The sequence below is a fragment of the Promicromonospora sp. NPDC019610 genome (assembly GCF_044389365.1).
Taxonomy (GTDB): Bacteria; Actinomycetota; Actinomycetes; order Actinomycetales; family Cellulomonadaceae; genus Promicromonospora.
The window spans coordinates 1,282,963-1,309,657 of record NZ_JBIRXX010000002.1 but is presented as its reverse complement, the minus strand read 5'-3'; the positions used below and the strand labels follow the sequence as shown (position 1 = coordinate 1,309,657).

At 73.7% G+C, this 26,695-nt stretch carries 27 protein-coding genes; 15 read left to right on the top strand and 12 right to left on the bottom strand.

Annotated features, from left to right (window positions below):
• The first annotated feature begins 17 nt into the window (after positions 1-17).
• The gene (locus tag ACH45N_RS17485) at positions 18-842 is read left to right on the top strand and encodes an alpha/beta fold hydrolase (RefSeq protein WP_397396108.1); all 825 of its coding nucleotides are present in this window, start codon (positions 18-20) and stop codon (positions 840-842) included.
• A gap of 1 nt (position 843) precedes the next feature.
• Here the strand turns inward: ACH45N_RS17485 and ACH45N_RS17480 are convergent, their stop codons facing one another.
• Complete coding sequence (locus tag ACH45N_RS17480) at positions 844-1,815, bottom strand: Acg family FMN-binding oxidoreductase (RefSeq protein ID WP_397396106.1); 972 nt, start codon at positions 1,813-1,815, stop codon at positions 844-846.
• Between the two features lie 129 nt (positions 1,816-1,944).
• On the opposite strand from ACH45N_RS17480, the gene ACH45N_RS17475 reads away from it, so the two are divergent.
• The 5 genes from ACH45N_RS17475 to ACH45N_RS17455 all read left to right on the top strand — a co-directional run bounded on the left by ACH45N_RS17475 (position 1,945) and on the right by ACH45N_RS17455 (position 5,497).
• Positions 1,945-2,532: a flavodoxin family protein gene (locus ACH45N_RS17475; protein WP_397396104.1), complete on the top strand. Its 588-nt coding sequence runs from the start codon at positions 1,945-1,947 to the stop codon at positions 2,530-2,532.
• 2 nt (positions 2,533-2,534) lie between these two features.
• Positions 2,535-3,470 (top strand): universal stress protein, encoded by a 936-nt coding sequence (locus ACH45N_RS17470; protein ID WP_397396102.1) that lies wholly within the window; start codon positions 2,535-2,537, stop codon positions 3,468-3,470.
• A 67-nt stretch (positions 3,471-3,537) separates the two neighbouring features.
• The gene (locus ACH45N_RS17465; RefSeq protein WP_397396100.1) at positions 3,538-4,035 is read left to right on the top strand and encodes a hypothetical protein; all 498 of its coding nucleotides are present in this window, start codon (positions 3,538-3,540) and stop codon (positions 4,033-4,035) included.
• 62 nt (positions 4,036-4,097) lie between these two features.
• The gene (locus ACH45N_RS17460) at positions 4,098-4,763 is read left to right on the top strand and encodes a hypothetical protein (RefSeq protein ID WP_397396098.1); all 666 of its coding nucleotides are present in this window, start codon (positions 4,098-4,100) and stop codon (positions 4,761-4,763) included.
• A gap of 134 nt (positions 4,764-4,897) precedes the next feature.
• On the top strand, positions 4,898-5,497 hold the full coding sequence (locus ACH45N_RS17455) for an NADPH-dependent FMN reductase (protein ID WP_397396096.1): 600 nt from the start codon (positions 4,898-4,900) through the stop codon (positions 5,495-5,497).
• A gap of 19 nt (positions 5,498-5,516) precedes the next feature.
• On the opposite strand, the gene ACH45N_RS17450 is transcribed toward ACH45N_RS17455, so the two are convergent.
• On the bottom strand, positions 5,517-6,206 hold the full coding sequence (locus ACH45N_RS17450; protein WP_397396094.1) for a FadR/GntR family transcriptional regulator: 690 nt from the start codon (positions 6,204-6,206) through the stop codon (positions 5,517-5,519).
• A gap of 147 nt (positions 6,207-6,353) precedes the next feature.
• Between ACH45N_RS17450 and ACH45N_RS17445 the strand changes: the two genes are divergently transcribed.
• The 4 genes from ACH45N_RS17445 (at position 6,354) to ACH45N_RS17430 (ending at position 10,711) form a co-directional block, all read left to right on the top strand.
• On the top strand, positions 6,354-7,583 hold the full coding sequence (locus tag ACH45N_RS17445) for an aminotransferase class V-fold PLP-dependent enzyme (protein WP_397396092.1): 1,230 nt from the start codon (positions 6,354-6,356) through the stop codon (positions 7,581-7,583).
• A 65-nt stretch (positions 7,584-7,648) separates the two neighbouring features.
• Complete coding sequence (locus ACH45N_RS17440) at positions 7,649-8,953, top strand: ABC transporter substrate-binding protein (protein ID WP_397396090.1); 1,305 nt, start codon at positions 7,649-7,651, stop codon at positions 8,951-8,953.
• A 1-nt stretch (position 8,954) separates the two neighbouring features.
• Complete coding sequence (locus ACH45N_RS17435) at positions 8,955-9,896, top strand: carbohydrate ABC transporter permease (protein ID WP_397396088.1); 942 nt, start codon at positions 8,955-8,957, stop codon at positions 9,894-9,896.
• Complete coding sequence (locus tag ACH45N_RS17430; protein ID WP_397396086.1) at positions 9,893-10,711, top strand: carbohydrate ABC transporter permease; 819 nt, start codon at positions 9,893-9,895, stop codon at positions 10,709-10,711. Before ACH45N_RS17435 ends, ACH45N_RS17430 begins: the two co-directional genes overlap by 4 nt.
• 8 nt (positions 10,712-10,719) lie before the next feature.
• Here the strand turns inward: ACH45N_RS17430 and rraA are convergent, their stop codons facing one another.
• From rraA to ACH45N_RS17415, 3 genes are all read right to left on the bottom strand, one after another.
• The gene (gene rraA / locus ACH45N_RS17425; protein WP_397396084.1) at positions 10,720-11,184 is read right to left on the bottom strand and encodes a ribonuclease E activity regulator RraA; all 465 of its coding nucleotides are present in this window, start codon (positions 11,182-11,184) and stop codon (positions 10,720-10,722) included.
• Between the two features lie 109 nt (positions 11,185-11,293).
• Complete coding sequence (locus ACH45N_RS17420; RefSeq protein ID WP_397396082.1) at positions 11,294-12,130, bottom strand: alpha/beta fold hydrolase; 837 nt, start codon at positions 12,128-12,130, stop codon at positions 11,294-11,296.
• Positions 12,131-12,216: 86 nt separating this feature from the next.
• A complete protein-coding gene (locus ACH45N_RS17415) occupies positions 12,217-13,032 on the bottom strand; it encodes an MBL fold metallo-hydrolase (protein ID WP_397396080.1) in 816 nt (271 codons plus the stop codon).
• 65 nt (positions 13,033-13,097) lie between these two features.
• Here ACH45N_RS17415 and ACH45N_RS17410 point away from each other — a divergent pair, with 65 nt between their 5' ends.
• Positions 13,098-13,670: a TetR/AcrR family transcriptional regulator gene (locus tag ACH45N_RS17410; RefSeq protein ID WP_397396078.1), complete on the top strand. Its 573-nt coding sequence runs from the start codon at positions 13,098-13,100 to the stop codon at positions 13,668-13,670.
• A 30-nt stretch (positions 13,671-13,700) separates the two neighbouring features.
• Here the strand turns inward: ACH45N_RS17410 and ACH45N_RS17405 are convergent, their stop codons facing one another.
• The 4 genes from ACH45N_RS17405 to ACH45N_RS17390 all read right to left on the bottom strand — a co-directional run bounded on the left by ACH45N_RS17405 (position 13,701) and on the right by ACH45N_RS17390 (position 17,446).
• Entirely contained in the window at positions 13,701-14,783 is a 1,083-nt protein-coding gene (locus ACH45N_RS17405) for a S1C family serine protease (RefSeq protein WP_397396076.1), read from the bottom strand.
• A gap of 92 nt (positions 14,784-14,875) precedes the next feature.
• Positions 14,876-15,652 (bottom strand): aspartate/glutamate racemase family protein, encoded by a 777-nt coding sequence (locus tag ACH45N_RS17400; protein WP_397396074.1) that lies wholly within the window; start codon positions 15,650-15,652, stop codon positions 14,876-14,878.
• On the bottom strand, positions 15,645-16,883 hold the full coding sequence (locus ACH45N_RS17395; protein ID WP_397396072.1) for a carboxylate--amine ligase: 1,239 nt from the start codon (positions 16,881-16,883) through the stop codon (positions 15,645-15,647). The genes ACH45N_RS17400 and ACH45N_RS17395 overlap by 8 nt, the downstream gene beginning before the upstream one ends.
• Before the next feature lie 158 nt (positions 16,884-17,041).
• On the bottom strand, positions 17,042-17,446 hold the full coding sequence (locus ACH45N_RS17390) for an ester cyclase (RefSeq protein ID WP_397396070.1): 405 nt from the start codon (positions 17,444-17,446) through the stop codon (positions 17,042-17,044).
• A 199-nt stretch (positions 17,447-17,645) separates the two neighbouring features.
• On the opposite strand from ACH45N_RS17390, the gene ACH45N_RS17385 reads away from it, so the two are divergent.
• Positions 17,646-18,488, top strand: coding sequence for a helix-turn-helix transcriptional regulator (locus tag ACH45N_RS17385; protein ID WP_397396068.1), 843 nt, complete (start codon positions 17,646-17,648; stop codon positions 18,486-18,488).
• A gap of 20 nt (positions 18,489-18,508) precedes the next feature.
• On the opposite strand, the gene ACH45N_RS17380 is transcribed toward ACH45N_RS17385, so the two are convergent.
• A complete protein-coding gene (locus tag ACH45N_RS17380; RefSeq protein WP_397396065.1) occupies positions 18,509-18,919 on the bottom strand; it encodes a barstar family protein in 411 nt (136 codons plus the stop codon).
• Between the two features lie 87 nt (positions 18,920-19,006).
• Positions 19,007-19,444 (bottom strand): ribonuclease domain-containing protein, encoded by a 438-nt coding sequence (locus ACH45N_RS17375; protein ID WP_397396063.1) that lies wholly within the window; start codon positions 19,442-19,444, stop codon positions 19,007-19,009.
• A gap of 241 nt (positions 19,445-19,685) precedes the next feature.
• Here ACH45N_RS17375 and ppdK point away from each other — a divergent pair, with 241 nt between their 5' ends.
• Positions 19,686-22,409, top strand: a complete 2,724-nt coding sequence (gene ppdK, locus ACH45N_RS17370) for a pyruvate, phosphate dikinase (RefSeq protein WP_397396061.1) — start codon at positions 19,686-19,688, stop codon at positions 22,407-22,409.
• 26 nt (positions 22,410-22,435) lie between these two features.
• Here ppdK and ACH45N_RS17365 read toward each other — a convergent pair whose 3' ends face one another.
• Complete coding sequence (locus ACH45N_RS17365; protein WP_397396058.1) at positions 22,436-23,380, bottom strand: Acg family FMN-binding oxidoreductase; 945 nt, start codon at positions 23,378-23,380, stop codon at positions 22,436-22,438.
• 129 nt (positions 23,381-23,509) lie between these two features.
• Here ACH45N_RS17365 and ACH45N_RS17360 point away from each other — a divergent pair, with 129 nt between their 5' ends.
• Positions 23,510-24,316 (top strand): HAD family hydrolase, encoded by an 807-nt coding sequence (locus tag ACH45N_RS17360; RefSeq protein WP_397396056.1) that lies wholly within the window; start codon positions 23,510-23,512, stop codon positions 24,314-24,316.
• Positions 24,291-26,681: a glycoside hydrolase family 65 protein gene (locus ACH45N_RS17355; RefSeq protein WP_397396054.1), complete on the top strand. Its 2,391-nt coding sequence runs from the start codon at positions 24,291-24,293 to the stop codon at positions 26,679-26,681. Before ACH45N_RS17360 ends, ACH45N_RS17355 begins: the two co-directional genes overlap by 26 nt.
• Positions 26,682-26,695: the final 14 nt, after the last annotated feature.

Genomic DNA, 26,695 nt, shown 5'->3' with positions numbered 1-26,695 from the left:
CGAACGGAGACGGAAACGTGCCGAAGATTGTCACTGATGACGGCGTCGAGATCTTCTACAAGGACTGGGGGACCGGGCAGCCCATCGTCTTCAGCCACGGCTGGCCCCTGTCGGCCGACGACTGGGACGCCCAGCTGTTGTTCTTCCTGCACCAGGGCTACCGGGTCATCGCCCACGACCGCCGCGGGCACGGCCGGTCCACGCAGGTGGCCGACGGTCACGACATGGACCACTACGCGGACGACCTGGCCGCGCTGACCACCTACCTCGACCTGCACGACGCCGTGCACGTGGGCCACTCCACCGGCGGCGGCGAGGTGGTCCACTACATCGCCCGGCACGGTGAGTCGCGCGTGGCCAAGGCCGCGATCATCGCCGCCGTGCCGCCGCTCATGGTGCAGACCGAGGCCAACCCCGGCGGCCTGCCGAAGAGCGTGTTCGACGACCTGCGCGCCCAGCTCGCGGCGAGCCGGTCGGAGTTCTACACGGCCCTGCCCGCCGGCCCGTTCTACGGGTTCAACCGACCCGGCGTGGAGACGCGCGAGCCGCTGGTGCGCAACTGGTGGCGCCAGGGCATGCAGGGCGGCGCCAAGGCGCACTACGACGGCATCGCGGCGTTCTCGGAGACGGACTTCACCGAGGACCTGCGCAAGATCACCGTGCCGGTGCTGGTCATGCACGGCGACGACGACCAGATCGTCCCGTACGCCAACGCGGGCCCGCTGTCGGCCGAGCTGCTGCCGAACGGCACGCTGAAGACCTACCCGGGCTTCCCGCACGGCATGCCGACCACGCACGCCGACGTGATCAACGCCGACCTGCTGGAGTTCATCCGCTCCTGAGCTACCGGGCTGCCTGCCGCCTGGCCTCGCGCAGGATCTCCTCCTCAGTGCGTCGCGGCGTGTGCCGGGGCAGCGAGCTGTAGCCGAGCCGCATCAGCATCTGCGGCGCCGCCTCCAGCGACAGCACCCGGCACAGGTCGTGCCGCGTCGTCGGGTTCTCCAGCACCGTCGTCGCGAACGACGCGTGGACGAAGTAGGTGATCGCGACCAGCAGCAGGTGCTCCAGCGCCTGACCCGCGGCGACCCAGTCCCGCGGGGTGTCCCCGGGGGTGGAGAGCACGGCCATCGTCGAGTGCTGCTCGAACTGGGCGCTGCCCCGGCTCGCGAGGAACCGCCGGACCGGCGCGCCGTCGTCGACGGCCGCCGGTCCCAGGAGCTCCGCGGGGATGCCGTCGGCGCGGTCCGCGTCCGTGGCGGTCCACGCCAGCTCCTCGCCCCGGGTCGCCGGGTCCTCCGCCGCGAGCGCCTCCGCCCGGCGGACCAAGGTCATCACCTCCGCACGCGCCGGCTCGGACGGCTGGACGGGGCGCAGCTCCGCGCCCTCGTCCCGCGCCGCCTGCCCGATCGCCAGCAGCACGTCCGTGAACAGCGGCTGGTCGTCGAACGGGACCCGCGACGTCGTGCGCCGCGCGATCGCCACGGCCAGCTCCAGCTCGTCGGTGGTGGGCACCGGTCCCGGCTCGAGCCGCATCGTGGCCACCAGCAGCGGGTCGTCCCGGGCGGGCAGCACGTGGACCGTGGCGCTCAGCGACTCCCGGCGGGCCGCCGTCCGGGCGTTGAACAGGAAGGCCCCGCAGCTGATCAGCATCTCCCGGCCCAACGGGTCCGAGTGGCGCAGCTGTCGCGCCGGGTCCGCCCGCACAACCACGGTCCGGCCCGTGACCTCCACCCGCCACGGCTGCGTGTTGTGGACGCTCGGGGCACTCGCGGCGGCCCGCAGGATCCGCTCCACCCGCGAGTCGACGACGTCCATCGATCCAGTCTTCGGGGTGGGTGGTCGCGGGGCACGGGCCAAAGGTCCTGCCGACGTGGGCCTGACGGCCCTGACGCCCGACCGGCCGGGGAACAAGCGTGGAGGGAGAACCAAAAGGAGGTGGCCACGATGCGGGCACTGGTGGTCTACGAGTCCATGTTCGGCAACACGGAGGCGATCGCGCGGTCGATCGCGGACGGGATCGAGGCGTCGATGCACGCCGACGTCGTCGAGGTGAGCGCGGCACCGGCCACCGTGCCGGCCGACGTCACGATGCTGGTCGTGGGCGGGCCCACCCATGCGTTCAGCATGTCCTGGCCGTCGACGCGGCGCGACGCCGCGGGGCGGGCCACGTCCGTCATCTCGCGCGACCGCGGCATCCGCGAGTGGCTCGGGGCGCTGCCCGGGGTGACGACGAAGACGGTGGCGACGGCGTTCGACACCCGGGCGACCTCGCGGCTGACCGGGTCCGCCGCGCGCGCGGCGAGCCGCCGGCTGGACCGGCTGGGCTTCCCCCTGATCGCCTCGCCCATGAGCTTCCGGGTCACCGACGTCACCGGGCCGCTCGTGGACGGTGAGCTCGACCGTGCCTACGGCTGGGGCAAGGCCCTCGGCTCCGACGTGGTCGTGCAGAAGCCGACGAGGCCGCTCGCCCGGTCACCGCACATGAACCTGTACCGCCGCCCGTACCCGCAGGGCCAGCTGGGCGAGGCGTGACCATGACCGCCGACCAGCGGGCCGCCCCGGTCGTCGTCGCCGTCGACGGGAGCGAGCGCAGCGCGGGAGCCGTCGGGTACGCGATCACGGAGGCCCGGATCCGGCGCAGCGGGGTGCGCATGGTCCACGTGGTCCCGGCGCCGCTGCCCGAGAGCGGGCTCTGGCCCGCCGAGGCGGGCGACATCGCCTACCTCGAACGGGCGGGCCGCGGGACGGTGGCCCGGGAGGCGGAGGCAGCACGCGCCGTCGCCCCGGAGGTGGACATCGAGCCGGTGCTCGCCCTCGGGCCGCGCGTCGCCCAGCTCGTCGCCGCGGGGGCCTCCGGCGGCCTCCTCGTGCTGGGACGCGAGACGCGGCACGGCGCCGAGCGCCTGGTCGCCCGGGCCACGACCGCCGAGGTCGCGGCGCGCGCCACGGTCCCCGTGGCGGTGGTGCCCGCACAGTGGCGGGACAGCGGGCACAACCGGATCGTCGTGGGGATCAAGACGTTCACCAGCGCCGGTGAGCTGCTGACCCGTGCGCTCTCGGTCGCGGCCTGCCGGCACGCGATCGTGCGGGTCGTGCACGCCGTCGAGGTCCCGGACCTGGCCGCCGACCTGGGCATCGCGGACTCCTACGCCGGCGAGTCGGTCACGGCCGCCACCCGGCTGCTGGAGACGGTGGTGCACGACTGGGCCGTCGTCTACCCGGGTGTGGCGGTGGAGACGTCGGTGGTGCCGGGCCGCCCGGACGAGGTGCTCGTCGAGGCGGCGGCCGACGCGGACGTGCTGATGGTCGCGCGGCACCACCGTGGGCTGGGGCGCACCGCCCGGCTCGGGCGGACGCCGCGGGCGATCCTCAACGTGTGCGACACCCCGGTCGAGGTGGTCCCGCTGCGCTGGAAGACCTCGGGCGTGCCGATCGTCCTGGAGAGCGACGGGGAGATCCTGAAGACCTGACGCGCCGCCGCGCGGCAAACCTGCGATGGTGGGGATGCTCAGGACTCGGCGCGGAGGACGGTCAGCGATGGACGACTACCTGTGGGTGCTCAAGGACGACGAGCTCGACCTGGTGCGCGAGCTCGAACCCAAGCGGTTGAAGGCGCTCGACGAGGACGCGCTGCTCGACCTGCACCGCCGCGTGCGGCGGGCGCGCAACAAGCACGTCAAGAACTACCGCCGCAAGGCGGCCCGCAACGTCGAGGAGCTCGGCGCGCGCGGCAACGCCGCGCCCAAGGGCGGCAAGGCGCGCTGGCGGGCGGCCGCGTTCGAGGAGGCGCTGTCGATCGTCAGCGGGCGGCTCGCGCACGTCGCGCACGTGCAGGCCGAGGCCCTGAAGGACGAGCGGCTCGCCCAGGCCCGGGCGGGCAGGTCCTCCGGGCCGGGCACGGCGGACCGGCCGGGCGGCACGAAGGTCGGGCCCGGTCGGGCCCGGAGCCACCAGAAGACGACGGGCGGCAAGAAGCGCGACGCCTCGACCCGGGCGCAGGGCGCACGCCGGCAGGGCAAGCGCGACAGCAGGTAGCGGCTCGGCCGGCGCCGTGACCTTCGGTGCGGACCCGCGGGGGCGTTGTTACGGTGTCGGGCATGTTCTCGGACCCGAGTCGCCGGCGTGCCGCCAGGCGCGTCCGGCCAGGTGACGGCAGCCCGCTCCCTCGGTTCCGGTGGTGGCAGCCGTTCACCCGCTCGCTGTTCCACCTGGACCTCGGCGTCGGGGACGGTCGTCGCGAGACCTGGTCGGTGGACATCCGGCACGGGGGCGACGACAACGGCACGGTGTGGGCCAGGCTCTACCTCGACGGCCGGCTGCAGGCCACGTCGAAGCTCCCGGCCCGCTTCCCGGTCACCGGCGGCGTCATCGAGGTGGTCACCAGCGGCTTCGGCCTGCGGCGCTGCCACTACGTGTCCGACGACGGGACCGAGCGCCAGCTCGTGCCGGACGCCGCCTCGGCCGAGGGCCGCCGTGCCCGCCTGGAGCAGGAGCACCCGGTCGCGGGCCGGTCCATCGGGCTGGTCTCCGTGGTCGTCCTCGTGATCGGGCTGGTCCTCGGGGTGCCGCAGATCGTCGAGGAGATCTCCCAGATCCCGCCCGTCGCCGAGCGGCTCGGCACCACGTTCACCTCCCCGGTGCGGCTGCCGGCGTGGCTCAACCTCTCGATCCTGGTGGCCACGCTGCTGGCCAGCACCGAGCGCGCCCTGCGCCTGCGCTACAACTGGCTGCTCGACGGCGGGCTGTTCGACGGCGACGCGTAGTGGGCCGGGCGGCTCGGCATCCGGGTGAACTCGCGCGGCCCGGCGTCCGAGCGCACAGTGGACAGTGCCGGCACCGGTCCGTGCCGGCACGCCGGCGGCGCGCGTCGACGACCGACTGACGCACGGGAGGCGTCATGACCTACCAGATCGGCTACCTCGTCGGCAGCCTCGCCAAGGGATCGATCAACCGCACGCTGTCGAAGGCGCTCATCGCCTCGGCGCCCGACGATCTCGCGTTCACCGAGATCCCGATCGGCGACCTGCCGCTGTACAGCTGGGACTTCGACGCCGACTTCCCGCCGCAGGGCCGGGCGTTCAAGGCCGCGGTCGAGGCCTCGGACGGGCTGCTGTTCGTCTCCCCGGAGTACAACCGCTCGATCCCGGGTGCCCTGAAGAACGCCATCGACTGGGGCTCGCGGCCCTGGGGCCAGAACTCCTTCGCCCGCAAGCCGACCGGCATCATCGGCGCCTCGCCCGGCGGGATCGGCACGGCCGTCATGCAGTCGTCGATGCGCAGCGTGCTGAGCTTCCTCGACGCGCCGCAGCTCAACGCTCCCGAGGCCTACATCACGTTCGACGCCGCCGACTTCGGCCCGGACGGCACGGTGGTCAACGAGACCACGGCGGCGTTCCTGCGGCACTACATGGCGGAGTACTGCGCGTTCGTCCAGCGGGTGCTGGCCGCCAACGCCCCGGGGCACATCGGCGACGAGGACCCCGCCTCGACCAAGTAGCCGCCGCCGGAGGCCGCGCTCAGCCCACGGCCTCCGGTGCCGGCCGGACCTCGCGGAGCCACACCTCGCTCTGCGTCACGTGGGCGGCGGCCGCCACGGACGCCGCGACGGGGTCGCGCGCCGTCAGCGCCCGCAGGATCGCGCGGTGCCCGGCGTCGGAGACGCGCTTGGTCTCCGGGGTGAGCACCGGGTACGCACGCGAGCGGGAGCGCAGCACCGACACGAGCGCGCCGAGCGACTCGTTGCCGCACAGTCGCACGATGCCCATGTGGAACTCGTGGTCGAGCGCCGACTGCTCGTCGACGTCCTCGCTGGCCTCCAGGCGGTCGAGCAGGTCGCCCAGGCGGGCCAGCGTCGGGTCGTCGCAGCGCGCGGCGGACAGGGCGACGGCGTGCGCCTCCAGCACCCGGCGCAGCTCGTACAGCTCCAGGATCGACTCCAGCGGGAGCAGGCCGACCGTGAGCGAGAGCGTCTGGATCATGTCGGCGGCGCGCAGCTCGCCCACGTAGGTGCCCGCGCCCCGGCGCGTCTCGACGACGCCCAGGGCCGAGAGGGTGCGGATCGCCTCGCGGATCGACCCGCGCGAGACGCCGAGCCGCTCGCTCAGCTCGCCCTCGCTGGGCATCCGGTCGCCCGGCTGGAGCGAGCCGTCGGCGATCAGGGTCCGCAGCCCGTGCAGGGCCGTCTCGACTGCGCTCACCTCGTGCATCCCACCAGGATCGCAGGTTCCCGTGCCGGGCGGGACATTTCGCGCCCGTAAAACCTGTCCTACAGGTCTGTGTCATCTACGCGGAATCTCTGGTGCTGCCGGGCTCGGCCTGCCATGGTTGTCCGACAAATCCCGAGAGAGGTGTTGATGGACCAGACACGCACGGTGCCCGCCCCGGCGCCCGTCCGGCTCGCGTCCGGCCGTCCGGCGCGCGCGGCCTGGCCGCTGGACGACGCGGTGGTGCACCTCAACCACGGCTCGTTCGGCGCGGTGCCCACCGAGGTGCTGCGCCACCAGGACGAGCTGCGCCGCCAGGCGGACCTGAGCCCCGTCGGCTGGTTCCCGCGGGTCGCTGAGCTCGTCGCCGCGGCGCGCGAGGAGGTCGCACCGTTCGTCGGCGCCCGGCCCGCGGACACGGCGTTCGTGCCCAACGCCTCGGCCGCCGCGACGGTGGTGCTCAACGCGCTCCGGCTCGCCCCCGGCGACGAGATCCTCGTGACCGACCACGGCTACGGCGCCGTCACCATGGGCGCACAGCGGCTCGCCCGCCGCTTCGGCGCCCGGGTGCGCACGGTCACGATCCCGCTCGCGGCGAGCGCCGACGACGTCGTCGAGCGCTTCCGGGCGGAGCTCACCGACGCGGTGCGCCTCGTCGTCGTCGACCAGATCACCTCGCCCACCGCCCGCCTGCTCCCGACCGCCCGGATCGCCGAGCTCGCCCACGAGCGCGGCGCCCGCGTGCTGGTCGACGGCGCGCACGCCCCCGGCCTCGTGCCCGACGCCGCGGCCGCCGCCGGCGGCGACTGGTGGTTCGGCAACCTGCACAAGTGGCCCTGCGCGCCCCGCGGCTCGGCCCTGCTCGTCACGCGGGCCCCCGACCGCGACGACCTCTGGCCGCTCATCGACTCGTGGGGCGCCGAGGAGCCCTACCCGCGGCGGTTCGACGCGCAGGGCACCCTCGACGCGACCAGCTACCTCGCCTCCGGCCGTGCCATCGAGTTCGTCGAGCGCGAGCACGGCTGGGCACGAGCACGCGAGACGATGACGGCCCTCGCGGACCACGGCGCCGCCGTCATCGGCGCCGCTCTGCAGCCGCACGTCGACGCCCCGGTGGCCACCGACGTCGGCCTGCCCGTGGTCTCCATGCGCCTGCTCCGGCTGCCCGACGGGCTGGGCCGGGACCGGCGCGACGCCGACGAGCTGCGCCTGCGCCTGCTCGACCTGGCCGGCGTCGAGTCGGCCTTCACGAGCATCGGCGGCGTCGGCTACCTGCGCCTGTCCGTGCACCTGTACACGGAGCAGCGCGACTTCGACGCGTTCGTCGAGCGGGCCGTGCCCCAGATCCTGGCGTTCGCCGAGGAACGCCGCCGCGCCTGACGCGGCATCAACACCCCGAGCAACCGACCCACGAGCCTGACCGACAAGTAAGGAGAGGTGCGCACATGAACCGCACCCGAGCTGCCGTCACCGCGAGCCTGGCCACGATGGGCCTGCTCGCCCTCACCGCGTGCTCCGGCGGCGGGTCCGCCGCCGACGGGACCGTCCGTCTGCAGATGGTCGAGAGCCTGACCAACCCGGCCCGGACCGCGCTGATCCGCGAGCTGCTGGACGAGTTCGAGGCGGAGCACCCCGGCGTCACCGTCGACCTGGTGTCCCCGCCCACCGACCAGGCCGACCAGAAGCTCCAGCAGATGCTCCAGGCGGGCAAGGGCGTCGACGTCCTGGAGGTGCGCGACAGCACCGTCGGCGCCTTCAGCAACAACGGCTGGCTCCACGACCTGTCCGACGACGCCACGGCGTGGGCCGGCTGGGACGACCTGACCGACAACGCGCAGGCCGTCACCGCGGAGGACGGCGCCCGCTACTACGTGCCGTACGGCTTCTACGGGCTGTCGCTGTTCTACCGCACCGACCTCGTCGAGGAGGCGGGCTTCGACGGGCCGCCGGCGTCGTGGGCGGACCTGCTGGAACAGGCCTCCGCGATCCAGGACCCGGGGCAGAACACCTACGGCTACGCGTTCCGCGGCGGCCAGAACGGGTTCAGCAACGTGGTGGCCGCCGTCGAGGCGTACACGATCGACGACCTCGACGTGGAGAACGCCTACCTGCTCGCGGACGGGTCGACGATCTTCTCGGCGCCCGAGGCGCAGGACGCCGTGGACACCTACTTCTCCCTGTTCGAGGAGGCGGCGCCGCCGTCGGCCGTCTCGTGGGGCTACCCCGAGATGGTGGAGGGCTTCACCAACGGTTCGACGGCGTTCCTGCTGCAGGACCCGGAGGTCATCGCCACCGTGTCGCAGTCGACGACCATCACGCAGGAGCAGTGGTCCACGGCCCCGCTGCTGACCGGGCCCACCGGCAAGGCGGCGCAGCCCCTCGCGACCGCGGGCTGGGGCGTGGCCGAGGCGAGCGAGCACCAGGAGGAGGCGACCGACCTGGTCGAGTTCCTCTCGGGGGCGGAGCCCGCGACCCGGTTCGCCCAGGAGAACAGCCTGGTGCCGATCATCGACGGCGCGGGCGAGGACCCGTTCTACGCCGAGGGGCCGTGGGCGAGCTACGTCGCCATGACCGACGACCCCGAGACGTACGTCAACGTGGTGCAGCCGCGCGGCGTGAGCTGGTGGACGGAGTGGGAGCAGAAGGCGGACCAGGACGTCCAGGCGGTGCTGCTGGGCAGCATGACGACGAGCGAGCTGCTCGACGAGTGGGACACGTTCTGGACCGAGAAGTACGCCGCGGAGCAGTGACGTGACCGCCACCGCCGTCCGGCCCCCGCGGGCGCGAGCCCCGCGCGGGCCGGTACGCCGCCGGGCCTTCGGGCGCCGGCAGGCGCTGACGATCCTCGGGTTCTTCGCGCCCGCCATCGTCTTCGTCTGCTGGTTCACCTACTGGCCGATGCTGCAGGGCGCCCAGATGGCGTTCCGCGACTGGAACCTGTGGGACCTCACGTCGACGCCCTGGGTGGGTCTGGGCAACTTCGCGACGATCCTCGCCGACCCGGTCTTCCCCGTGGTCGCGCGCAACACGCTGGTGTGGGTGGTCGGCTCGATCGTGCCCCAGCTCGTCATCGGGTTCCTGGTCGCGCTGGCCCTGTGGCGCCGGTTCCGCTTCCGCGGGCTCTACCAGGCGCTGATCTTCTACCCGTGGGCGGTGTCCGGCTTCCTGGTCGGCATGCTGTTCCGCTGGATGTTCAACGCCGAGTTCGGCGTGGTGAACGACCTGCTGATGAAGGCGGGCGCCATCGACGCGCCCCTGCCGTGGCTCGCCGACCCGAGGCTGGCCATGGTCGCCGTGATCGTCGCCAACGTCTGGTACGGCGTGACCTTCTTCGCGATCATGATCCTCGCGGCCCTCCAGTCCGTGCCCGACGAGGTGCTGGAGGCCGCGGCCATCGACGGGGCGGGCACGGTGCGCCGGCTCCTCTCGATCGTCGTCCCCTACATCTGGACGACGCTCGCGCTGACCGTGCTGCTCCGGGCCATCTGGACGTTCAACTCGCCCGAGATCATCTACGCGATGACCGCCGGCGGGCCTGCGGGCCGCACGCACATCGTCACCACCTGGATGATCGAGTACACCCAGCAGGGCAGCTACGGCCTGGCGAGCGCGATCGGGCTGGCCGTCATGGTCGTCCTGTTCGTGTTCTGCGCCTTCTACCTGACGGCGATGCGGCGGGTGAACCAGCGATGACGGCTCGTGTCGCCCGCGTCACGGGGCTCTCGCTGTGGCTGGTCATCACCCTGTTCCCGCTGTACTGGGTGGTCGTCACCTCGTTCAAGTCGCCCGGCTCGATCAACCGGTGGCCGCTGGAGTACTGGCCGTCCGAGTTCTCGACCGCCAACTACACCGACCTGTTCGCGACGTCGGCCTTCGGCACGTTCCTCGGCAACTCGCTCGTGGTCGCGCTCGTGGCCGGGGCCACGGCGACGCTCATCGCCCTGCTCAGTGCCTACGTGCTGGCCCGGTTCGAGTTCCGGGGCAAGGGCGCGGTGCTCGGGGCGTTCCTGCTCACGCAGATGATCCCGGCGTTCATCGCGCTCGGGCCGCTGTACGCGATGCTCGCCGACCTCGGCCTGGTGGACACCAGGCCGGGCCTGGGGCTGGTCTACGTGGCCATGTGCATCCCGTTCTCCACCGTGATGCTGCGCGGGTTCTTCGAGAACATGCCGGACGCGCTGGAGGAGGCCGCGATGATCGACGGCTGCTCGCGGCTCGGCGCGCTGTTCCGCGTGCTCGTGCCCGTCATGGCGCCCGGCATCGCCGCCGCGTTCATCTTCAACTTCGTGAACTGCTGGAACGAGCTGTTCCTGTCCGTGGTGCTGATGAACTCCGACGCCAACAAGACCGTCCCGGCCGCGCTCAACGGCTTCATCTCGACGTTCAACATCGCCTGGGGCCCGATGTCGGCCGCCGCGGTGCTCACCGTGCTGCCCACCATGGTGCTGTTCGCCCTGGCGAGCCGCTGGATCGTGGAGGGCCTGACGGCGGGGTCGGTCAAGGAGTGAGGTGGGGCTCAGCGCTCGACGAGGATGCCGTCCTCGTCGCTCCAGAGCCGGGCGCCCGGGCGGAACGTGACGCCGCCGAAGGTGACCTCGGCGTCGGCCTCGCCCGCGCCGGTCTTGGTGCTCTTGCGTGGGTTGGTGCCCAGGGCCTTGATCCCGATCGGGATCTCGGCCAGCGCCACGCGGTCGCGGACCGCGCCGTGGACGACCACGCCCGCCCAACCGTTGTCGGCGGCGATCCGGGCGATCATGTCGCCCAGCAGGGCTCGCTCCAGCGAACCGCCGCCGTCGACGACCAGGACGGCGCCGTCGCCCGGCGTCGAGACGATCGACTTCAGCAGCGCGTTGTCCTCGAAGCAGCGCACGGTGCGTACGGGCCCCTCGAACCGGGCGACGCCGCCGTGGAGCTGGAACTGGACGGGTACGGACTGGACCGTCTCGCCGAGTTCGTCGTAGAGGTCGGCCGTTGCGGGCATGGGCATCCTTTCGCGGGGAGCTCGTCGCCTGGAGCGTAGCGTCCCGACGGGCGGCGTGAGCAGCGCCGGGCGCCCCGGTCGGTGACCTGGGCGCCCGGCGCGGGGTACCTCAGCTCGTCGCGCGAGCGGCGTTCTCGATGACCTTCGCCGTCTCGGCCGGGTGGGAGACGTAGCCGGCGTGCGAGGCGTCGATCGTGGTGGTGTGCGCGTTCATGCGCTCGGCGAAGAAGCGCTGCGCCACGGGGGACAGGGCGTGGTCCTGGGCCGAGACCTGGTACCAGCTCGGGATCGTCTTCCAGGCCGGCTCGACCGTGGACTCCTCCTCCAGGACGGCGACGTTCGCCGGGCGCTGGGTCGCGGCCATGAGGCGGGCCTGCTGCGCGGGCAGGTCCTGGGCGAAGATCTCGCGGAAGTCCGCGGGGTCGATGGTGGCGTCGACGCCGCCCGGGAACGGGCGCAGCACCAGCGACTCGGGCTCCAGCTCGCTGCCGGGGTACTGGGCCGGGTCGTTGAACTGGCCGACGGTCTCGCCCTTGTCGGGGGCGAAGGCCGCGACGTACACGAGGGCGTCGACGTTGTCGGCGCCGGACGCGGCGTTGGTGATGACACCGCCGCCGTAGGAGTGGCCGACCAGCACGACGTCGCCGTCGATCGAGTCGACGACGCTGCGCACGTAGGCGGCGTCCGACGCGAGGCCGCGCAGCGGGTTGCCGACGGCGATCACGGGGTAGCCGTCGCGCTGCAGCCGGTCGATCACGCCGCCGAAGCCGCTCGCGTCGGCGAAGGCACCGTGCACGAGGACGACGGTGGGCTTGGTCGTGTCGCGGTCGGGGCGGTGGCCGCTGTCGGCCTGGGCCGCGCCGGCCCCGATACCGAGGGCGAGCGCCGCGCTCGCGGCGATGCCGATCGCCGCACCGAGCCGGCGGGTGGAGGTCCTGAGCTTCATGGGTATGCCTCTCGTACACGTCTAGGTAGACTGACTAGTAACTCCACCGTACGTCCGATCGGTCCGAGATGCAAAAACCGTCGCGCCTACGCGCCTAGCAGCGGGATGCCCGCGTAGGCCCGCGCGTCGTGCGCCGGCACGATCCGCACGTCGGGCGGGAGCGCCGCCACCCGGGCCAGGTCTCGCCGGACGCGCGCCGGGTCGCTGTCGGCGAGCAGGCGCATCACAAGGGGCCGTTGCGCCCCGCGCTCGATCCCGTCGAGCTGCCAGGCGAGGTCGCCGACGAAGGCGAACCGCTGGCCCGGCCCCGCGGTGACGAGCACCGCGACCGACCCGGTGGTGTGGCCCGGTGTCGGCACGATCACGACGGAACCGTCCCCGTGCAGGTCGTGGCTGGCCGGGAAGCCCAGGTGGGGCGGGCCGTCTAAGGCGTACACCCGCAGGTCGTGGCCCGGGACGACGCGGCCGAACACCCGGTCACCCCGGCTGTCGGCCGCGTACCGCAGCTCCTCGGCGGTCACGAGCACCGGCACGTCGAGCGAGTCCAGGCCGCTGACGTGGTCCCAGTGCGAGTGGGTCAGGATCACGCCGAGCAGCCGGCCGCGGTCGTGGCCGGCGGCGTCGAGCTGCTGGCTCACGGTCGCGCCGAGGTGGTGGGGGGAGCGCCGGAAGGCGGGCAGCGAGCGGATGTGCTCCTCGGCGTGCGCGCCGAACCCGGCGTCGATCAGGACGTCGCCCTTCGGGTGCCGGACGAGCACGGCTGTGGCGGCGAACTGCCGGCGGTCCCGGAAGCGGCCGCCCTGGAAGGCGAGGGCGGCCGGGGTCTCGTACGTGCCCGTGGGGAGCTGGAAGACCTCGACCCGCGCGGGGGTCTCGGCGGGCGGGGCGGCATTGTTGGTCATGCATGTCAGTATTGAACGATGTGTTCAACAGTGTCAACGCCGTCCAGTACTCGTAGGATCGCGCCATGACGAGCGAGACCACAGCCCTGGACCCGCGTATCGCCCGCACGCGGCGCGACGTCGTCGCCGCGACCAGCGCGCTCCTGCTCGACGAGGGCTGGGACGCCGTCACGCACGCCGCGGTGGCCCGGCGCGCCGGGTACTCCAAGGCGACCGTCTACACGCACTGGCCCACCCGGCTCGACCTGATCAGCGCGTCGATCGAGCAGATCTGCGACGAGGCGGACCACCCGGCGGCCACCGGAGACCTGCGGGCCGACCTCCGCGCCGGCCTGGCCGACTTCGCCGACGACCTCACGCGCGGGCACCTCGACCGCCTGCTGGCGGGCGTCGTCGAGCGCGCGGGCGACAGCGAGGTGGTCGGCCGGCTGCGCACCCGGCTCTACGAGACGGGGACCAGCGGGCTGCGCGCCGTCCTCGAGTCGCACGTCGCGCGGCGCGACGTCGAACCCACGCTCGCGCTCCTGACGGGGGCGGTGCTCGTGCTCGTCACGTTCGAGGGCCGGCCGGTGGGTACCGCGGCGATCGACGACCTCGTCGACCGGGCGCTGGCCACGACGTCACCGCGGGCGAGCTAGGCGGACCGGTTCGGCCCGGGCCGACGCGGCTCAGCGCAGCGTCACCGTCACCTGGCGGGTCTGCCCGTCGCGCAGGACCTCCACCGCCACCTCGTCGCCGTCGGCGGCGTGGACGACGACCCGCGCGAGCGTCGCGTCGGTCGGCGCGGCCTCGCCGTCCAGGCCGGTGATCAGGTCACCCACCCTCAGGCCGGCGGCCTGCGCGGCCCCGTCGTCCGCCACGGCGGTGACGACGAGGCCCGGCGGCACGCCGAACCGCGCGGCGGCGGACGGCGGGAGCGCGGAGACGGTCATCCCGAAGGACGGGTGCGCGACCCGGCCGTGCTCGATCAGCTCGTCGGTGATCGCCCGGACCGTGCCCACGGGCACCGCGAACCCGATCCCGACGCTGCCGCCCACGGGCTGCCCCGCACTGTCGGGCACGGTCGAGATCGCGGTGTTCACCCCGACCAGGCGCCCGTCGCAGTCGACCAGCGCGCCGCCGGAGTTGCCGGGGTTGATCGAGGCGTCCGTCTGGATCGCCCCGGTCAGGACGGTGGTGCCGCCCTCGCCGGTGGGCACCGTCACCGAGCGGCCGGTCGCGCTGACGATCCCCGCCGTCACCGTGCTGGACAGCCCGAGCGGCGCGCCGAGGGCGACGACCGGCTCCCCGATCGCGACGTCGTCCGAGCCGGCCAGCTCGATGGCGGGCAGCGCACGCCCGGGCTCGACGTCCAGCACGGCGAGGTCCGTCTGCGGGTCGCGTCCCACCAGCTCGGCGGGCAGACGCTCGCCGTCGGCCAGGATCACCTCGATCCGGCCGTCGGGGACGGCCGGCGTGATGACGTGGTCGTTGGTGACCACGGCGCCGTCGGCGGTGAGGATCGCGCCGCTGCCCGTGCCCGACTCCGCGCCCGTCGCGCTGATCGTGACGACCGTCGGCAGGACGCGCGGGGCCACCTCGGCCACGTCGCAGCTGCCCACCGGCTCGGCCGCGTCCGGGTCCGCCGCGAGCCGGGCGCCGAGCACGCCTCCGGCCAGGCCCAGCACCAGGGCCGCGAGGGCGGCCCCGGTGACCAGCACCGGGCCTCGCCAGCGGTAGCGCCGGTGCTCGGGGGACGGCTGCGCGGACATCGTTCCTCCCCGGGGATGGTCGCGCACGGGCGTGCGGTGCCGGGCGCGGGAGCGTCTTCAGGCTCGCACGGGAACGGCCCGGTGGCCCGTCGTCAGGCCGCCGCGCGCAGTCGCCGTCCCGCCCGCAGCACCGTCGCGCGGGCCAGCTCGTCGAGGGCGTCCACGAGCACGACCTCGGGCAGGAGGCCCGGGGGCGTCGCCTCCGCCGCGACGGACAGCTCGGTGCACCCGAGCACGATCGCGCCGGCGCCGCGCGACCGCAGGTCGGCCATCACGCCCGCCAGCACGGTCAGGTCGCCGCCGCGGCCCGCCTTGACGCCGTCGTAGATCAGGGCGGTCACGGCCGCCTGGCCGGCGACGTCCGGCACGAGGGTCTTGACGCCGTGGGCGCTGAAGGCGTCCAGGTAGACGCCCGACTCGATCGTCCCCTCGGTCGCCAGCAGGCCGACGGCCTCCGGCCGCGCCCCGCTGGAGCGACCGGTCCAGGCGCCGCACACCGCCGACACGGTCGCGTCCACGGCCGTCAGCAGCGGGGCCGACGTCGCCGCGGCGACCGCGCCGGCGAAGGCGTGCGCCGTGTTGCACGGCAGCACGAGGAAGTCGGCCCCGAGCCCGGCCAGCCGCCGCGCGTCGGCGGCGAGCACCGGCCCGGGGTCGTCGGCGGAGCGCCCCAGCACGAACGCCGTCCGGTCCGGGACGGTCGCGTGCTGGAGCACCACCATGTCGACGTGGTCCTGGTCGCGCGCCGCGTCGGTCAGGCGCACGACGCGCTCCATGAACAGGACCGTCGCGAGCGGCCCGACCCCGCCGAGCACGCCGACCAGCGTGCCCGCGACGCAGGCGCCCGGTCTGCCGCCGTCGTCAGGCAACGTCGCGCCCCCCGGACGGGACGGGCTCCTCGGGGCTCCCGTTCGTCTCGCCCGGCTCGGGCGCGGGGTGGTACTGCGAGAACTTGCGCACCTGGTTCAGCTCGGCGAGGCGCACCCAGGCGTCCCGGCGGGGCGACCGGTCCCGGCCGTACTTGAGCGGGTGCACCGTGCGGGCGCGGCGCACCTCGGCGCGCACCTGCTTGTCCTGCACGTACCGGTCCAGGAGGAAGCCGGGGACGATCCGGTACAGCACCTCCAGCGGCTCGGTGGCGGGCGGCCAGAACCCGGTCAGGTGGTCGCCCATCCAGTAGGCGGCGGGGTTCAGCCCGCTCGCCGTCAGGTAGTAGTTGGAGCGCCCCGTGCGCGGGTTCAGCTCGAAGAAGTGGCCGACGCCGGTCCGGGGGTCCACCTTCACGTCGAAGTTCGCGAACCCCGTCCAGCCCAGGTGCTCCACCAGCCGGCGGGCGTCCGCCTCGACCTGGGGGAGCGGCCCCGTGAGGATCGCGGCGGGGTTGCCCAGCGTCCCCGGTGTGTGCTCCTCCAGGAGTACCCGGCCGCCCCACGCCATCCGCACCGCGCCCGTGCGGTCGGAGTAGGTGGTCATGATCCGCATCTGCGAGTCGTCGCCGGGCACGTACTCCTGGATGATCATCGGCCGCCGGTAGCCCGCCTCCCCGGCTGCCGTCAGCAGCGCGGTCAGCTCGTCGCGGTCCCGCACCATGTGCACCTTCGCCTTGCCGGGGAACGAGACCTGGTGCCAGGCCGTGTTGTCGCCGGGCTTGGCGACCAGCGGGTAGCGCAGGTCGAGGTCGCCGACCGGCTCCCCGCCGTCGCGCACCTCGGTGCGGGGGTGCGGCACCCCGACCTCCTGGCACAGCTCGGAGAACCGCCGCTTGTCCATCACCCGGTCGAGCAGGTCGACCGACGGGTAGGGCACGACCACCACGTCCTCCAGGCGCTCGCGGTGCACCGCGAGCGCCCGCACGTACCAGTCCACGCAGGTGAGCACGATGACCGGGCCCGGTCCGGCGGCGGCGACCCGGCGGATCAGCTCGACCAGGACGTCGGGTTCGTCGAGGCGCGGCTCGACGACGTTGCGGATGATGCCGGAGTGCGCGACGTTCGGCGTCGGGCGGATGGACACGACGGTCGACCGGACCCCGTAGCCCTCGTGGAAGGCGCGCGCGAGGCTGTAGGCGCCGGCGTCGCCACCGAGGATGACTGGGTGCACCGCTTTGTTCCTCATGTCATCTCACACGTCCGGGGCGCGGGAAACGTTGTGTCACAGAGCGGGTGAAGTGGAAAAGTCGGACACCTGGGGGAGCTGGGAACGGCGATGGCCCGGCCGTCGGCCGGGCCATCCACCGTCCTGCTGACGGTTCCCGTCGCCTACCGGGCGAGCTGCGCGCGCAGCGCGTCGGCGTCCATCAGGTACCACATGTGCTTGAACCGGCCGTCCTCGACCTCGTAGAACGCGGTCTCGGCGAAGGTGACGGTCGCCCCGGTGGGGGCGAGGCCGTTCCACTCCCGCTCGGGCGTCCCGGTGTCGACGAGCCGGGCGGCGACGTGGCCGCCGTCGACCAGGAGCTCCTTGATCTCCCAGGTCAGGTCGGGGACGGCGTCGGTGTGCCGGCGGAACTCGGCCACCATGTCGTCACGGGCGACCGGGGTGCCGTTCATGATGACCTCGTCGTGCGCGAACTCGTCCATGCGGTCGAAGTCGCGCTTGTTCGCCAGGTCCACGTACCGCCGGTAGAAGTCGCGCAGCTCCTCCGGGGTCATGCCCGCGCTCACGGCGCGACCGCCACGGACGGGGTGGGCACGAGGCGGGTGTTCTTCATTGCTCTTCCGATCTGTCGGTTCGGCTGTCGGTGGGTCCCACCGGCCAGGTGCCCCGAGTCTCGCCCCGCGGCGTCCGGAGCAAAATGAACCTGTCGAGCCTCGTACTGGCAGGGCTACCCTCGACCGCCCACCTGCGTGATACGACTGACGCATGGTCGTGAACTCCGCCGAGCTCGCCAGCAGCCTGCGCGCCTGGCGTGACCGGGTCTCGCCCGCCGAGGCGGGCCTCGTCGCCGGCGGGCGACGGCGCGTGGCCGGTCTGCGAAGGCAGGAGGTCGCCCAGCTCGCGGGGCTGTCGGTCGAGTACCTGGCCCGCCTGGAGCAGGGCCGCGCCGGCCATCCGTCGGCGTCCGTGCTGTTGTCGCTGGCCCGCGTGCTGCGGCTGTCCGACCCGGAGCGTGCGCACCTGTTCCGCCTCGGGGACCAGGCAGAGCCGCTCTCCGGGCAGATCAAGCGGCACATCACGCCCAGCGTGCAGCGCATCCTGGACCGGCTCACCGACACGCCGGTGACCGTCGTCGACGCGTCGTGGCACTGCGTCACGTCGAACGCGCTGGCGTACGCCCTGACCGGGGACACGTCCGCCCTGCCGCTGCGGGAGCAGAACCTGGCGTGGATCATCTTCACGCACTGGCCCACCCGCTACCTGCGCACCGACGAGGAGGAGCACCTCCTGCGCCTGGAGGTGGTCGCGGACCTGCGGGAGGCGTGGGTCCGGTACCCGGAGGACACCGAGCTGCGCGAGCTCGTCACGGACCTGAAGGAGGTCAGTGCCGACTTCGCGGAGCTGTGGGAGCGGCGCCTGCCCCCGCAGCCCGCACCGGGTCACCGGACGTTCCTGCACCCGGAGATCGGCCCGATCACGCTCGACAGCGACTTCCTCACCGTCCGCGACAGCGACCTGCGCCTCATCGTCTACACCGCCGCACCCGGTACCGAGGCCGCCGGGCAGCTCGACCTCCTCGCGACGATCGGGCTGCAGCAGTTCAGCTGACGGCCCGGGCGCGGCCCGCCTCAGGCCAGCTCGAGCACGATCCCGTCCGCCGACTCCCGGCCACCGGGTCCGTGGTCGCGGACGATGGCGACGATCTCGTCGAACAGCGTCGGTCCCTCGCCGCGCCGCGCGGCGTCGAGCCGCGCGGCGATCGCCGCGCGGTTCGACGGGTCGACGTCCGGCAGGATCCGCTCCAGCCGCCGGGCCGTCTCCGGGTGGCCGAGCGCCGCGCGGGACGCCTCCGAGCTGGTCCACCGCAGGGTCCAGCCGCCCGCCGGCGTCCCGTACCCGCCGCGGAGCACGTCGTTGAGGGCGTCGAGGTTTCCGCGCCAGGTGTACCCGCTCAGCAGCCGGGAGAACTCGCGGGCGAAGCCGTCGAGGTCGTCGAACCGCGTTCCGTCGACGACGAGCACGGGGAGGTCACGAGTCATGGTTCGAGGCTATCCGTCCTGCTCAGGGCCGGGCCCGTGCGCGGCGTCCGGCCCGGGGCGGGGCCGGACGCCGCGCACGGGGCCGGGTCACATCCGGTAGAAGTCGCCGTAGTGGTTGGGCGAGAAGTAGGTCACCCCGGTGGTGCGGTCCAGGATGAGCCGGTAGGACTGGCGCGCGGCGCCGCACGCGCGCGGCGTGACGTCGAACTCGAGGTAGGAGTGGCCCGTCGGGAGCTCACCCTCGTAGTTGTTGTAGGTGCCGCCCGCGAAGTTGCACTGGCCGTTGGGCCAGCTCACCCAGCCGCGGCTGCTGGGGTAGCCCTTGGAGCTCCAGATCGACTTCGAGGAGTACGCCTCGGTGCAGCCGCTGTGCGTGCAGGAGCCGTAGACGGTCGCGTTCGCCGCGGGGGCGACGGTGACGCCGCCGGCGACGAGGCTGACCATGGCGGACAGGACGACGAGCATTCTGATCAGGCTGGACACGGTGCTGGTCTTGGTGCTGGTCTTGGTGCTGGTCTCGGACACGCGGATCTCCCTCTCGGTGGGGGAACTATTCGGACGAATCCTCGCCCACGCGGCCGACGCGGACCCGACGACGCACCGACGTGCGGGTGAATTTTTCCTTTCTGTCCCGTCGGGCGCGTCCGGCGGAGATTCCGGGCCGTTCGTCCCTGGTGCGGCGGACGGCGCACGAGGGACGCTGACCGGGTAGACGCGCCCGCACCCGGAGCGTGGGTGCACCGAGCGCCTGTCCACGGGAGCCGTCATGACCACCCACACGAACAGCCGGGCCGCATCCGCCACCGGGAACACGTCCGCCCGGGCGCCCGGGGCGCGGTTCGTCTACGACCTGTCCGAGGGGGACGCCGGGATGCGGGCGCTGCTCGGCGGCAAGGGCGCCGGTGTCGCGGAGATGCGGCGCATCGGCCTGCCCGTCCCGGACGGCTTCACCGTCACCACGGCGGCGTGCGTCGCAGCGATGGAGGACGGCGGTACGTGGCCCGACGGGCTGTGGGACGAGATCCGGATGCACCTGGCGAATCTGGAGCGCCGCACGGGACGCACCCTCGGGGCGGCCGAGCGGCCGCTGCTCGTCTCCGTGCGCTCGGGCGCGGTGGTCTCGATGCCGGGGATGATGGACACGGTCCTCAACCTGGGCATGTCGGACCAGGCGGCCCGCGGCCTGGCCGCCGAGTCGGACGACCCGCGCTTCGCCTGGGACACCTACCGCCGGTTCGTGCAGATGTACGGCACGGTGGTCGAGGGCGTGCCGGGGCAGGCCTTCGAGGACGAGCTGGCGGCACTCAAGGAGCGCCGAGGGGTGCGGCGGGACGCCGAGCTGACGGCGGACGACCTGCAGGAGCTGGTGACGACGTTCCGCGGCGTCGTCCGCCGGAATACGGGCCGTGACCTGCCGACCGAGCCGCACGAGCAGCTCCGCCGGGCGGTGGACGCGGTGTTCGGCTCCTGGAACAGCCCGCGGGCGCGCGTGTACCGCGAGCTGAACGACATCCCGGACGACCTCGGTACCGCCGTGAACGTGATGCAGATGGTGTTCGGCAACAAGGGCGACACCTCCGCGACCGGCGTGTGCTTCACGCGCAACCCGGCCACGGGCGCCCGGGAGCGGTACGGGGAGTTCCTCCTGGACGCCCAGGGGGAGGACGTCGTCGCGGGCATCCGCACACCGCTACGCCTCCCGCAGCTGGAACAGGTGCTGCCCGGGGTCTACACGCAGCTCCTGGACACGATGGACCGCCTGGAGCAGCACTACCAGGACATGCAGGACATCGAGTTCACGATCGACGACGGCACGCTGTACCTGCTCCAGGTGCGCACCGGCAAGCGCACCGCGGCGGCGGCCCTGAAGGTGGCGCGCGACCTGGTCGCCGAGGGCGCGATCGACCGGCGGACCGCGCTGCGGCGCATCGACCCCGCCCAGCTCGACCAGCTCCTGCACCCGACACTCGACCCCGACCGAGTCCCGACCCCGCTCACGCACGGCCTGAACGCGTCCCCGGGCGCCGCGGTGGGCACCCTCGTGTTCGACGCCGACACCGCGGCCGAGCGCGGCGGGGTCGGCGAGCACGTCGTGCTCGTGCGGTGGGAGACGACGCCCGACGACATCCACGGCGTCGCCGCCGCCCAGGGCGTGCTCACCGCGCACGGCGGCATGACGTCGCACGCCGCGGTGGTCGCCCGCGGCATGGGCAAGCCCTGCGTGGCCGGCGCGGGCGAGCTGCGCATCGACGCCGCCGCGCGCACCCTCACCGTCGGCGACACCGTGCTCACCGAGGCGGACACCGTCACCGTGGACGGCACCACCGGGTACGTCTACCGGGGCGCGCTCCCGCTCGTGCCCCCGCAGATCACCGAGGACTTCTCCACCGTGCTCGGCTGGGCCGACGACGTCCGGCGCCTCGGCGTGCGCGCCAACGCCGACACCGGTGCGGACGCCGCCCGGGCCCGCGAGCTGGGCGCCGAGGGCGTGGGCCTGTGCCGCACCGAGCACATGTTCCTCGCCGCCGACCGGCTCCCCGTGGTGCGCCGCATGATCCTGGCCGACGACGCCGCCGAGCGGCAGGCCGCCCTCGACGAGCTGCTGCCCGTCCAGCAGGCCGACTTCGAGGAGATCTTCACGGCGATGACCGGCCTGCCCGTCGCCGTCCGGCTCATCGACCCGCCGCTGCACGAGTTCCTGCCCGACCTGGTCGAGCAGTCCCTCCTGGTGCAGCGCCTGGAGACGGACGGCGCGGCGGACGTCGCACCCGGCGAGCTGGACCAGGCCCGTACGCTCCTGGCCCACGTGCGGCGCCTGTCCGAGGCCAACCCCATGCTGGGCACCCGCGGCGTGCGCCTGTCGCTCCTGCACCCGGAGATCGGCGTCATGCAGACCCGTGCGATCATCCGCGCGGCGCTCGCGGTGCGGGGGCGGGGCCTGGACCCGCGCGTGGAGATCATGGTGCCCCTGGTAGGCTACGCCGAGGAGCTGCGGCGGATGCGCCAGATCGTCGTGGCCACCGCGGGCGAGGAGCTCGCCGCCGGGGCGGCGGACCTGGACTACCGCGTCGGCACCATGATCGAGCTGCCGCGTGCCGCCCTGACCGCGGACGAGATCGCCGAGCACGCCGACTTCTTCTCGTTCGGCACCAACGACCTGACGCAGACGACGGTGGGCATCTCGCGCGACGACGCCGAGGGCTCGTTCCTCGCCGCCTACCTGGAGGCGGGCGTCGTGCGGACCAACCCGTTCGCGTCCCTGGACGCCGACGGCGTGGGCGAGCTCGTCCGGATCGGTGTCGAGCGCGGGCTGCGGACCCGGCCCGGGCTGGAGACGGGCGTGTGCGGTGAGCACGGCGGCGACCCGGCGTCGATCGCCCTGCTCGACGGGCTCGGCGTCGACTACGTGTCCTGCTCGCCCTACCGCGTGCCGGTCGCGCGGCTGGCCGCCGCGCAGGCCCGGCTCGACGGCGTGCCGGGCGGGGAGTGACGCCGGGCAGGAGTGACGCCGCGGCCCTACGCCGTCGTGCCCATCGGGCGGCGGGGCGCGTGCTCCGGCCACGGGATGTTGCCGAGCCGCAGCAGCATCTGCGGGTAGCCGCCCAGGCCGAGGGCGCGCCGCAGGTCGTGGCGGGTCGTCGGGTTCTCCAGCACGGTGGTCGCGAACGACGCGTGGACGAAGTAGGTGGCGGCGACCAGCAGCGCGTGCTCCAGGGCCTGACCGGCCATGACCCAGTCCCGGGGCGAGTCGCCGGGCGTGCTCAGGACGGCGAGCGTGGAGTCGCGCTCGAACGGCTCCCGGCCCACGCTCTCGTGGAACCGGCGGGCCGGGGCGTCGGCGTTGCTCGGCGCCCGGCCGAGGTACGGCGTGGGGATACCGTCGTCGCGCCCCGACGCGGCGCGGGTCCACGCCGCCTCCTCGTCGCGCCCGGCCAGGTCCTCGGCCGCGATGGCCTCGGCCCGCCGCACGAGCTCCAGCACCTTCGGCCGGTCGGGGTCCGTGGGCTGGATGGTGCGCAGCCCGGCCCCCTCCCGGTCGGCGGCGCGCTGGACGGCGACCAGCACGTCGGAGCGGACGGGCTGGTCGTCGAAGGGGACGCGCGCCGTCACGCGGTGCCCGATCGCGACGGACAGCTCGAGCTCGTCCTCGCTGGGGTCGTCGCCCGGCTCCAGCGTGAGCTCGGCGACGAGCAGCTCGTCGTCCGGGTCGGGGAGGACCGTGACCACCGTGTTCAGCGACTCGCGTCGGGCGGCCGTCCGGGCGTTGAACAGGAAGGCCCCGCAGCTGATCAGCATCTCGCGGCCGTGCGGGTCGGCGTGCCGCAGCTGCCTCGACCGGTCGGCGCGGATCCGGACCGTGCCGTCCGCGACCTCCACCTGCCACGGTTGCGTGTTCAGGACGCTCGGGGCGTCTCCGGCCGCGCTCAGAATTCTCTCCAGCCGGGTGTCGACGACGTCCATGGCCGGTCTCCTCTCTCGTTCTCCGCCCAGCGCACCACCGCTCCGGTCCGGCCGGAAGGGAAGGTGGTCCCGTCTTCACCTGGCCTTGGTCCCTCGCGGGCGGGCGCGGGGCGCGGCACCGTGGACACCATGGGAAGTCCGCCGCGCGCGGTGCTGGACCTCGCCGTCGTCGACGCCGTGGTGCTCGACACGGACGGCGTCATCACCGACACTGCCCGCACCCACGCCGCCGCCTGGAAGCGCGCGTTCGACGAGCTGCTCCGGGAGCGGGGCCGGCGGACCGGCGTCGTCCTGCCGCCGTTCGACGCCGTGGGCGACTACCTGCGCTACGTGGACGGCCGGGCGCGGGCGGACGGCGCCCGGGCGTTCCTCGACTCCCGCGGGATCACGCTCGACCCGGACGGAGCCGGCGGCGAGCAGGGCGGCGAGCAGGGCGACGGCACGCTGGATGCCCTGCTCGACCGGAAGACGCGGTACTTCCTCGACGAGGTGCGGGCGCACGGGGTCCGGGTGTTCGCCTCCACCGTGACCCTCCTGCACGAGCTGCGGCGGCGCGGCGCCGGCATCGCGGCGGCGTCGGCGAGCCGCAGCTGCGGGCCGGTCCTGGAGGCGGCCGGCGTGGCCGGCGACGTCGACGTGCGGGTGGACGGTATCGACGCCGCCCGGCTCGGGCTGCCCGGCAAACCCGACCCGGCGTTGTTCCTGGAGGCCGCCCGGCGGCTCGGCGTGCCGCCCGGCCGCTGCGCCCTGGTCGAGGACGCGCTGGTCGGGGTGGAGGCGGGCCGGCGCGGCGGGTTCGGCACGGTCGTCGGCGTCGACCGGCAGGCGCGGCTCCGCGGGGCGATGCTGGAGCGGGGCGCGCACGTCGTGGTGCGTGACCTGGCCGACGTCGCCGTGGTCGGGAGGCGCAGTGGAACCCGGGATCCTGTCGTATGAGGGCTTCGACCCCGCGGCCGAGGGGCTGCGCGAGGCGCTGTGCACCCTGGGCAACGGGTACGTCGCCACGCGGGGCGCAGCCCCGGAGTCTGCGGCGGACGGCGTGCACTACCCGGGCACCTACGTCGCGGGCTGCTACGACCGCCTGACGTCGGTGGTGGCGGGCCGGGAGGTGGAGAACGAGGACCTGGTCAACACGCCGAACTGGCTGCCGCTCCGCTTCCGCACCCCCGGACAGGACTGGTTCACCCTCGCCGGGGGACAGGTGCTGGACCACCGGCAGGACCTGGACACCCGGCGCGGGGTGCTGACCCGGTCCACCCGGTTCCGTGACCCGGACGGCCGGGTGCTCGCCGTCACCCAGCGCCGGCTGGTGTCGATGCACGACCCGCACGTGGCCGCCCTGGAGACCACCTTCGTCGCGGAGAACTGGTCCGGGCCGCTCGACGTGTGGGCGGGGCTCGACGGCCGGGTCGTCAACGCCGGCGTGGCGCGCTACCGGGACCTCGACGGGCGGCACCTCGTCCCCGTCGCCGAGGGGTACGACGAGCGCGACGGCGTCGTCTGGCTCCAGGTGCGCACCGCGTCGTCGCAGATCCGCATCGCCCAGGCGGCGCGGCTGGTCGTGGACGGCGGTCCGGCGCCCGCCGACGCCGAGCGCGCGCCGGGCCGGTCGGCCGTCCGGGTGCGGCCGGAGCTGGTGCGGGGCGTGCCGCTGACCGTCGAGAAGCGCGTCGCGCTGTACACGTCGCAGGACCGGGCGATCTCCGAGTCGCTCGCCGCGGCGCGGGAGCGCGCCGCCCGCCTCCCGCCCTTCGCGGACCTCCTCGCCGACCACGTCGCAGCCTGGGACCGGCTGTGGCGGACGAGCGCGATCGTCGTCCCCGGCGAGCCTCAGCAGGCCCTGGACCTGTACGTCTTCCACCTGCTGCAGACCCTGTCCGAGCACACCGCGCACCTCGACGTCGGCATGCCGGCTCGCGGGCTGCACGGGGAGGCCTACCGCGGCCACGTCTTCTGGGACGAGCTGTTCGTGTTCCCGTTCCTGCTGCTGAGCTTCCCGCGGGTCGCCCGCTCCCTGCTGATGTACCGGTGGCGCCGGCTGCCGCGGGCGCGGCAGGCGGCCGCGGAGGCCGGTTACCGGGGCGCCATGTACCCCTGGCAGAGCGGCAGCGACGGCCGCGACGAGACGCAGCGGGTGCACCTCAACCCGGCGTCCGGCCGGTGGGTCGAGGACCACTCGCACCTGCAGCGGCACGTGGGGATCGCTGTGGCGCACAACGTGTGGCAGTACTACCAGGCCACCGGCGACGTCGCGTTCCTGCACGGGTACGGCGCCGAGATGCTCGTGGAGATCGCCCGGTTCTGGTGCAGCCTGGTCACCTACGACGCCGCCACCGACCGGTACGACCTGCGCGGCGTCATGGGCCCGGACGAGTACCACGATGCCTACCCGGGCGCCGCGCGGCCCGGGATCGACAACAACGCGTACACGAACGTCATGGTCACCCGGCTGCTGCGGTACACCCTGGACGCCCTGGCGCTGCTGCCCGAGCACGAGCGCGCGGCCCTGCGTGAACGGCTCGCGCTGGGCGACGACGAGATGGACCTCTTCGAGCGGGTCGGCCGGCGCATGCGGGTGGTGTTCCACGGCGACGGGGTGATCAGCCAGTTCGAGGGGTACGACCAGCTCGCGGAGCTGGACTGGGCCGCCTACCGGGCCCGCTACCCGGCGATCCGCCGGCTCGACCGGATCCTGGAGGCCGAGGGCGACTCGGTCAACCGGTACCAGGCGTCCAAGCAGGCGGACGTGCTGATGCTGGTCTTCCTCCTGGGCGAGCGCGGACTGATCGACGCGCTCGCGGCGCTCGGCTACCCGTTCGACCGCGCGGCGCTGGACCGCACCGTGGACCACTACCTCGCGCGGACCAGCCACGGGTCGACGCTCAGCGCCGTGGTCCACGCCTGGGTGCTGGCCAGCCGCGACCCGAAGGCCTCCTGGCGCTTCTTCCGCGAGGCCCTCGACAGCGACCTCGCCGACGTCCAGGGCGGGACCACCGCGGAGGGCGTGCACCTGGGCGCGATGGCCGGCGCCGTCGACCTGGTCCGGCGCTGCTACACCGGTCTGGACCTCTCCGACGGCGTGCTCCGGCTCGCGCCCCGGCTGCCGCCCGGGATGGCCGAGCTGAGGTTCCGGCTGCGCTACCGCAACCACTGGGGGATCGAGGTGCGGTGCGCCGACGACGCCGTCCGCGTCCGCCTGGCGCGCTCGCAGCAACCGCCGATCACCGTGGCCGTCGACGGCGAGGAACGGGTCCTGGCGCCGGGGGAGACCTGGCGGGTGAGCCGGGCCGGAGCGCGGTGACGCGGGAGCGCGGT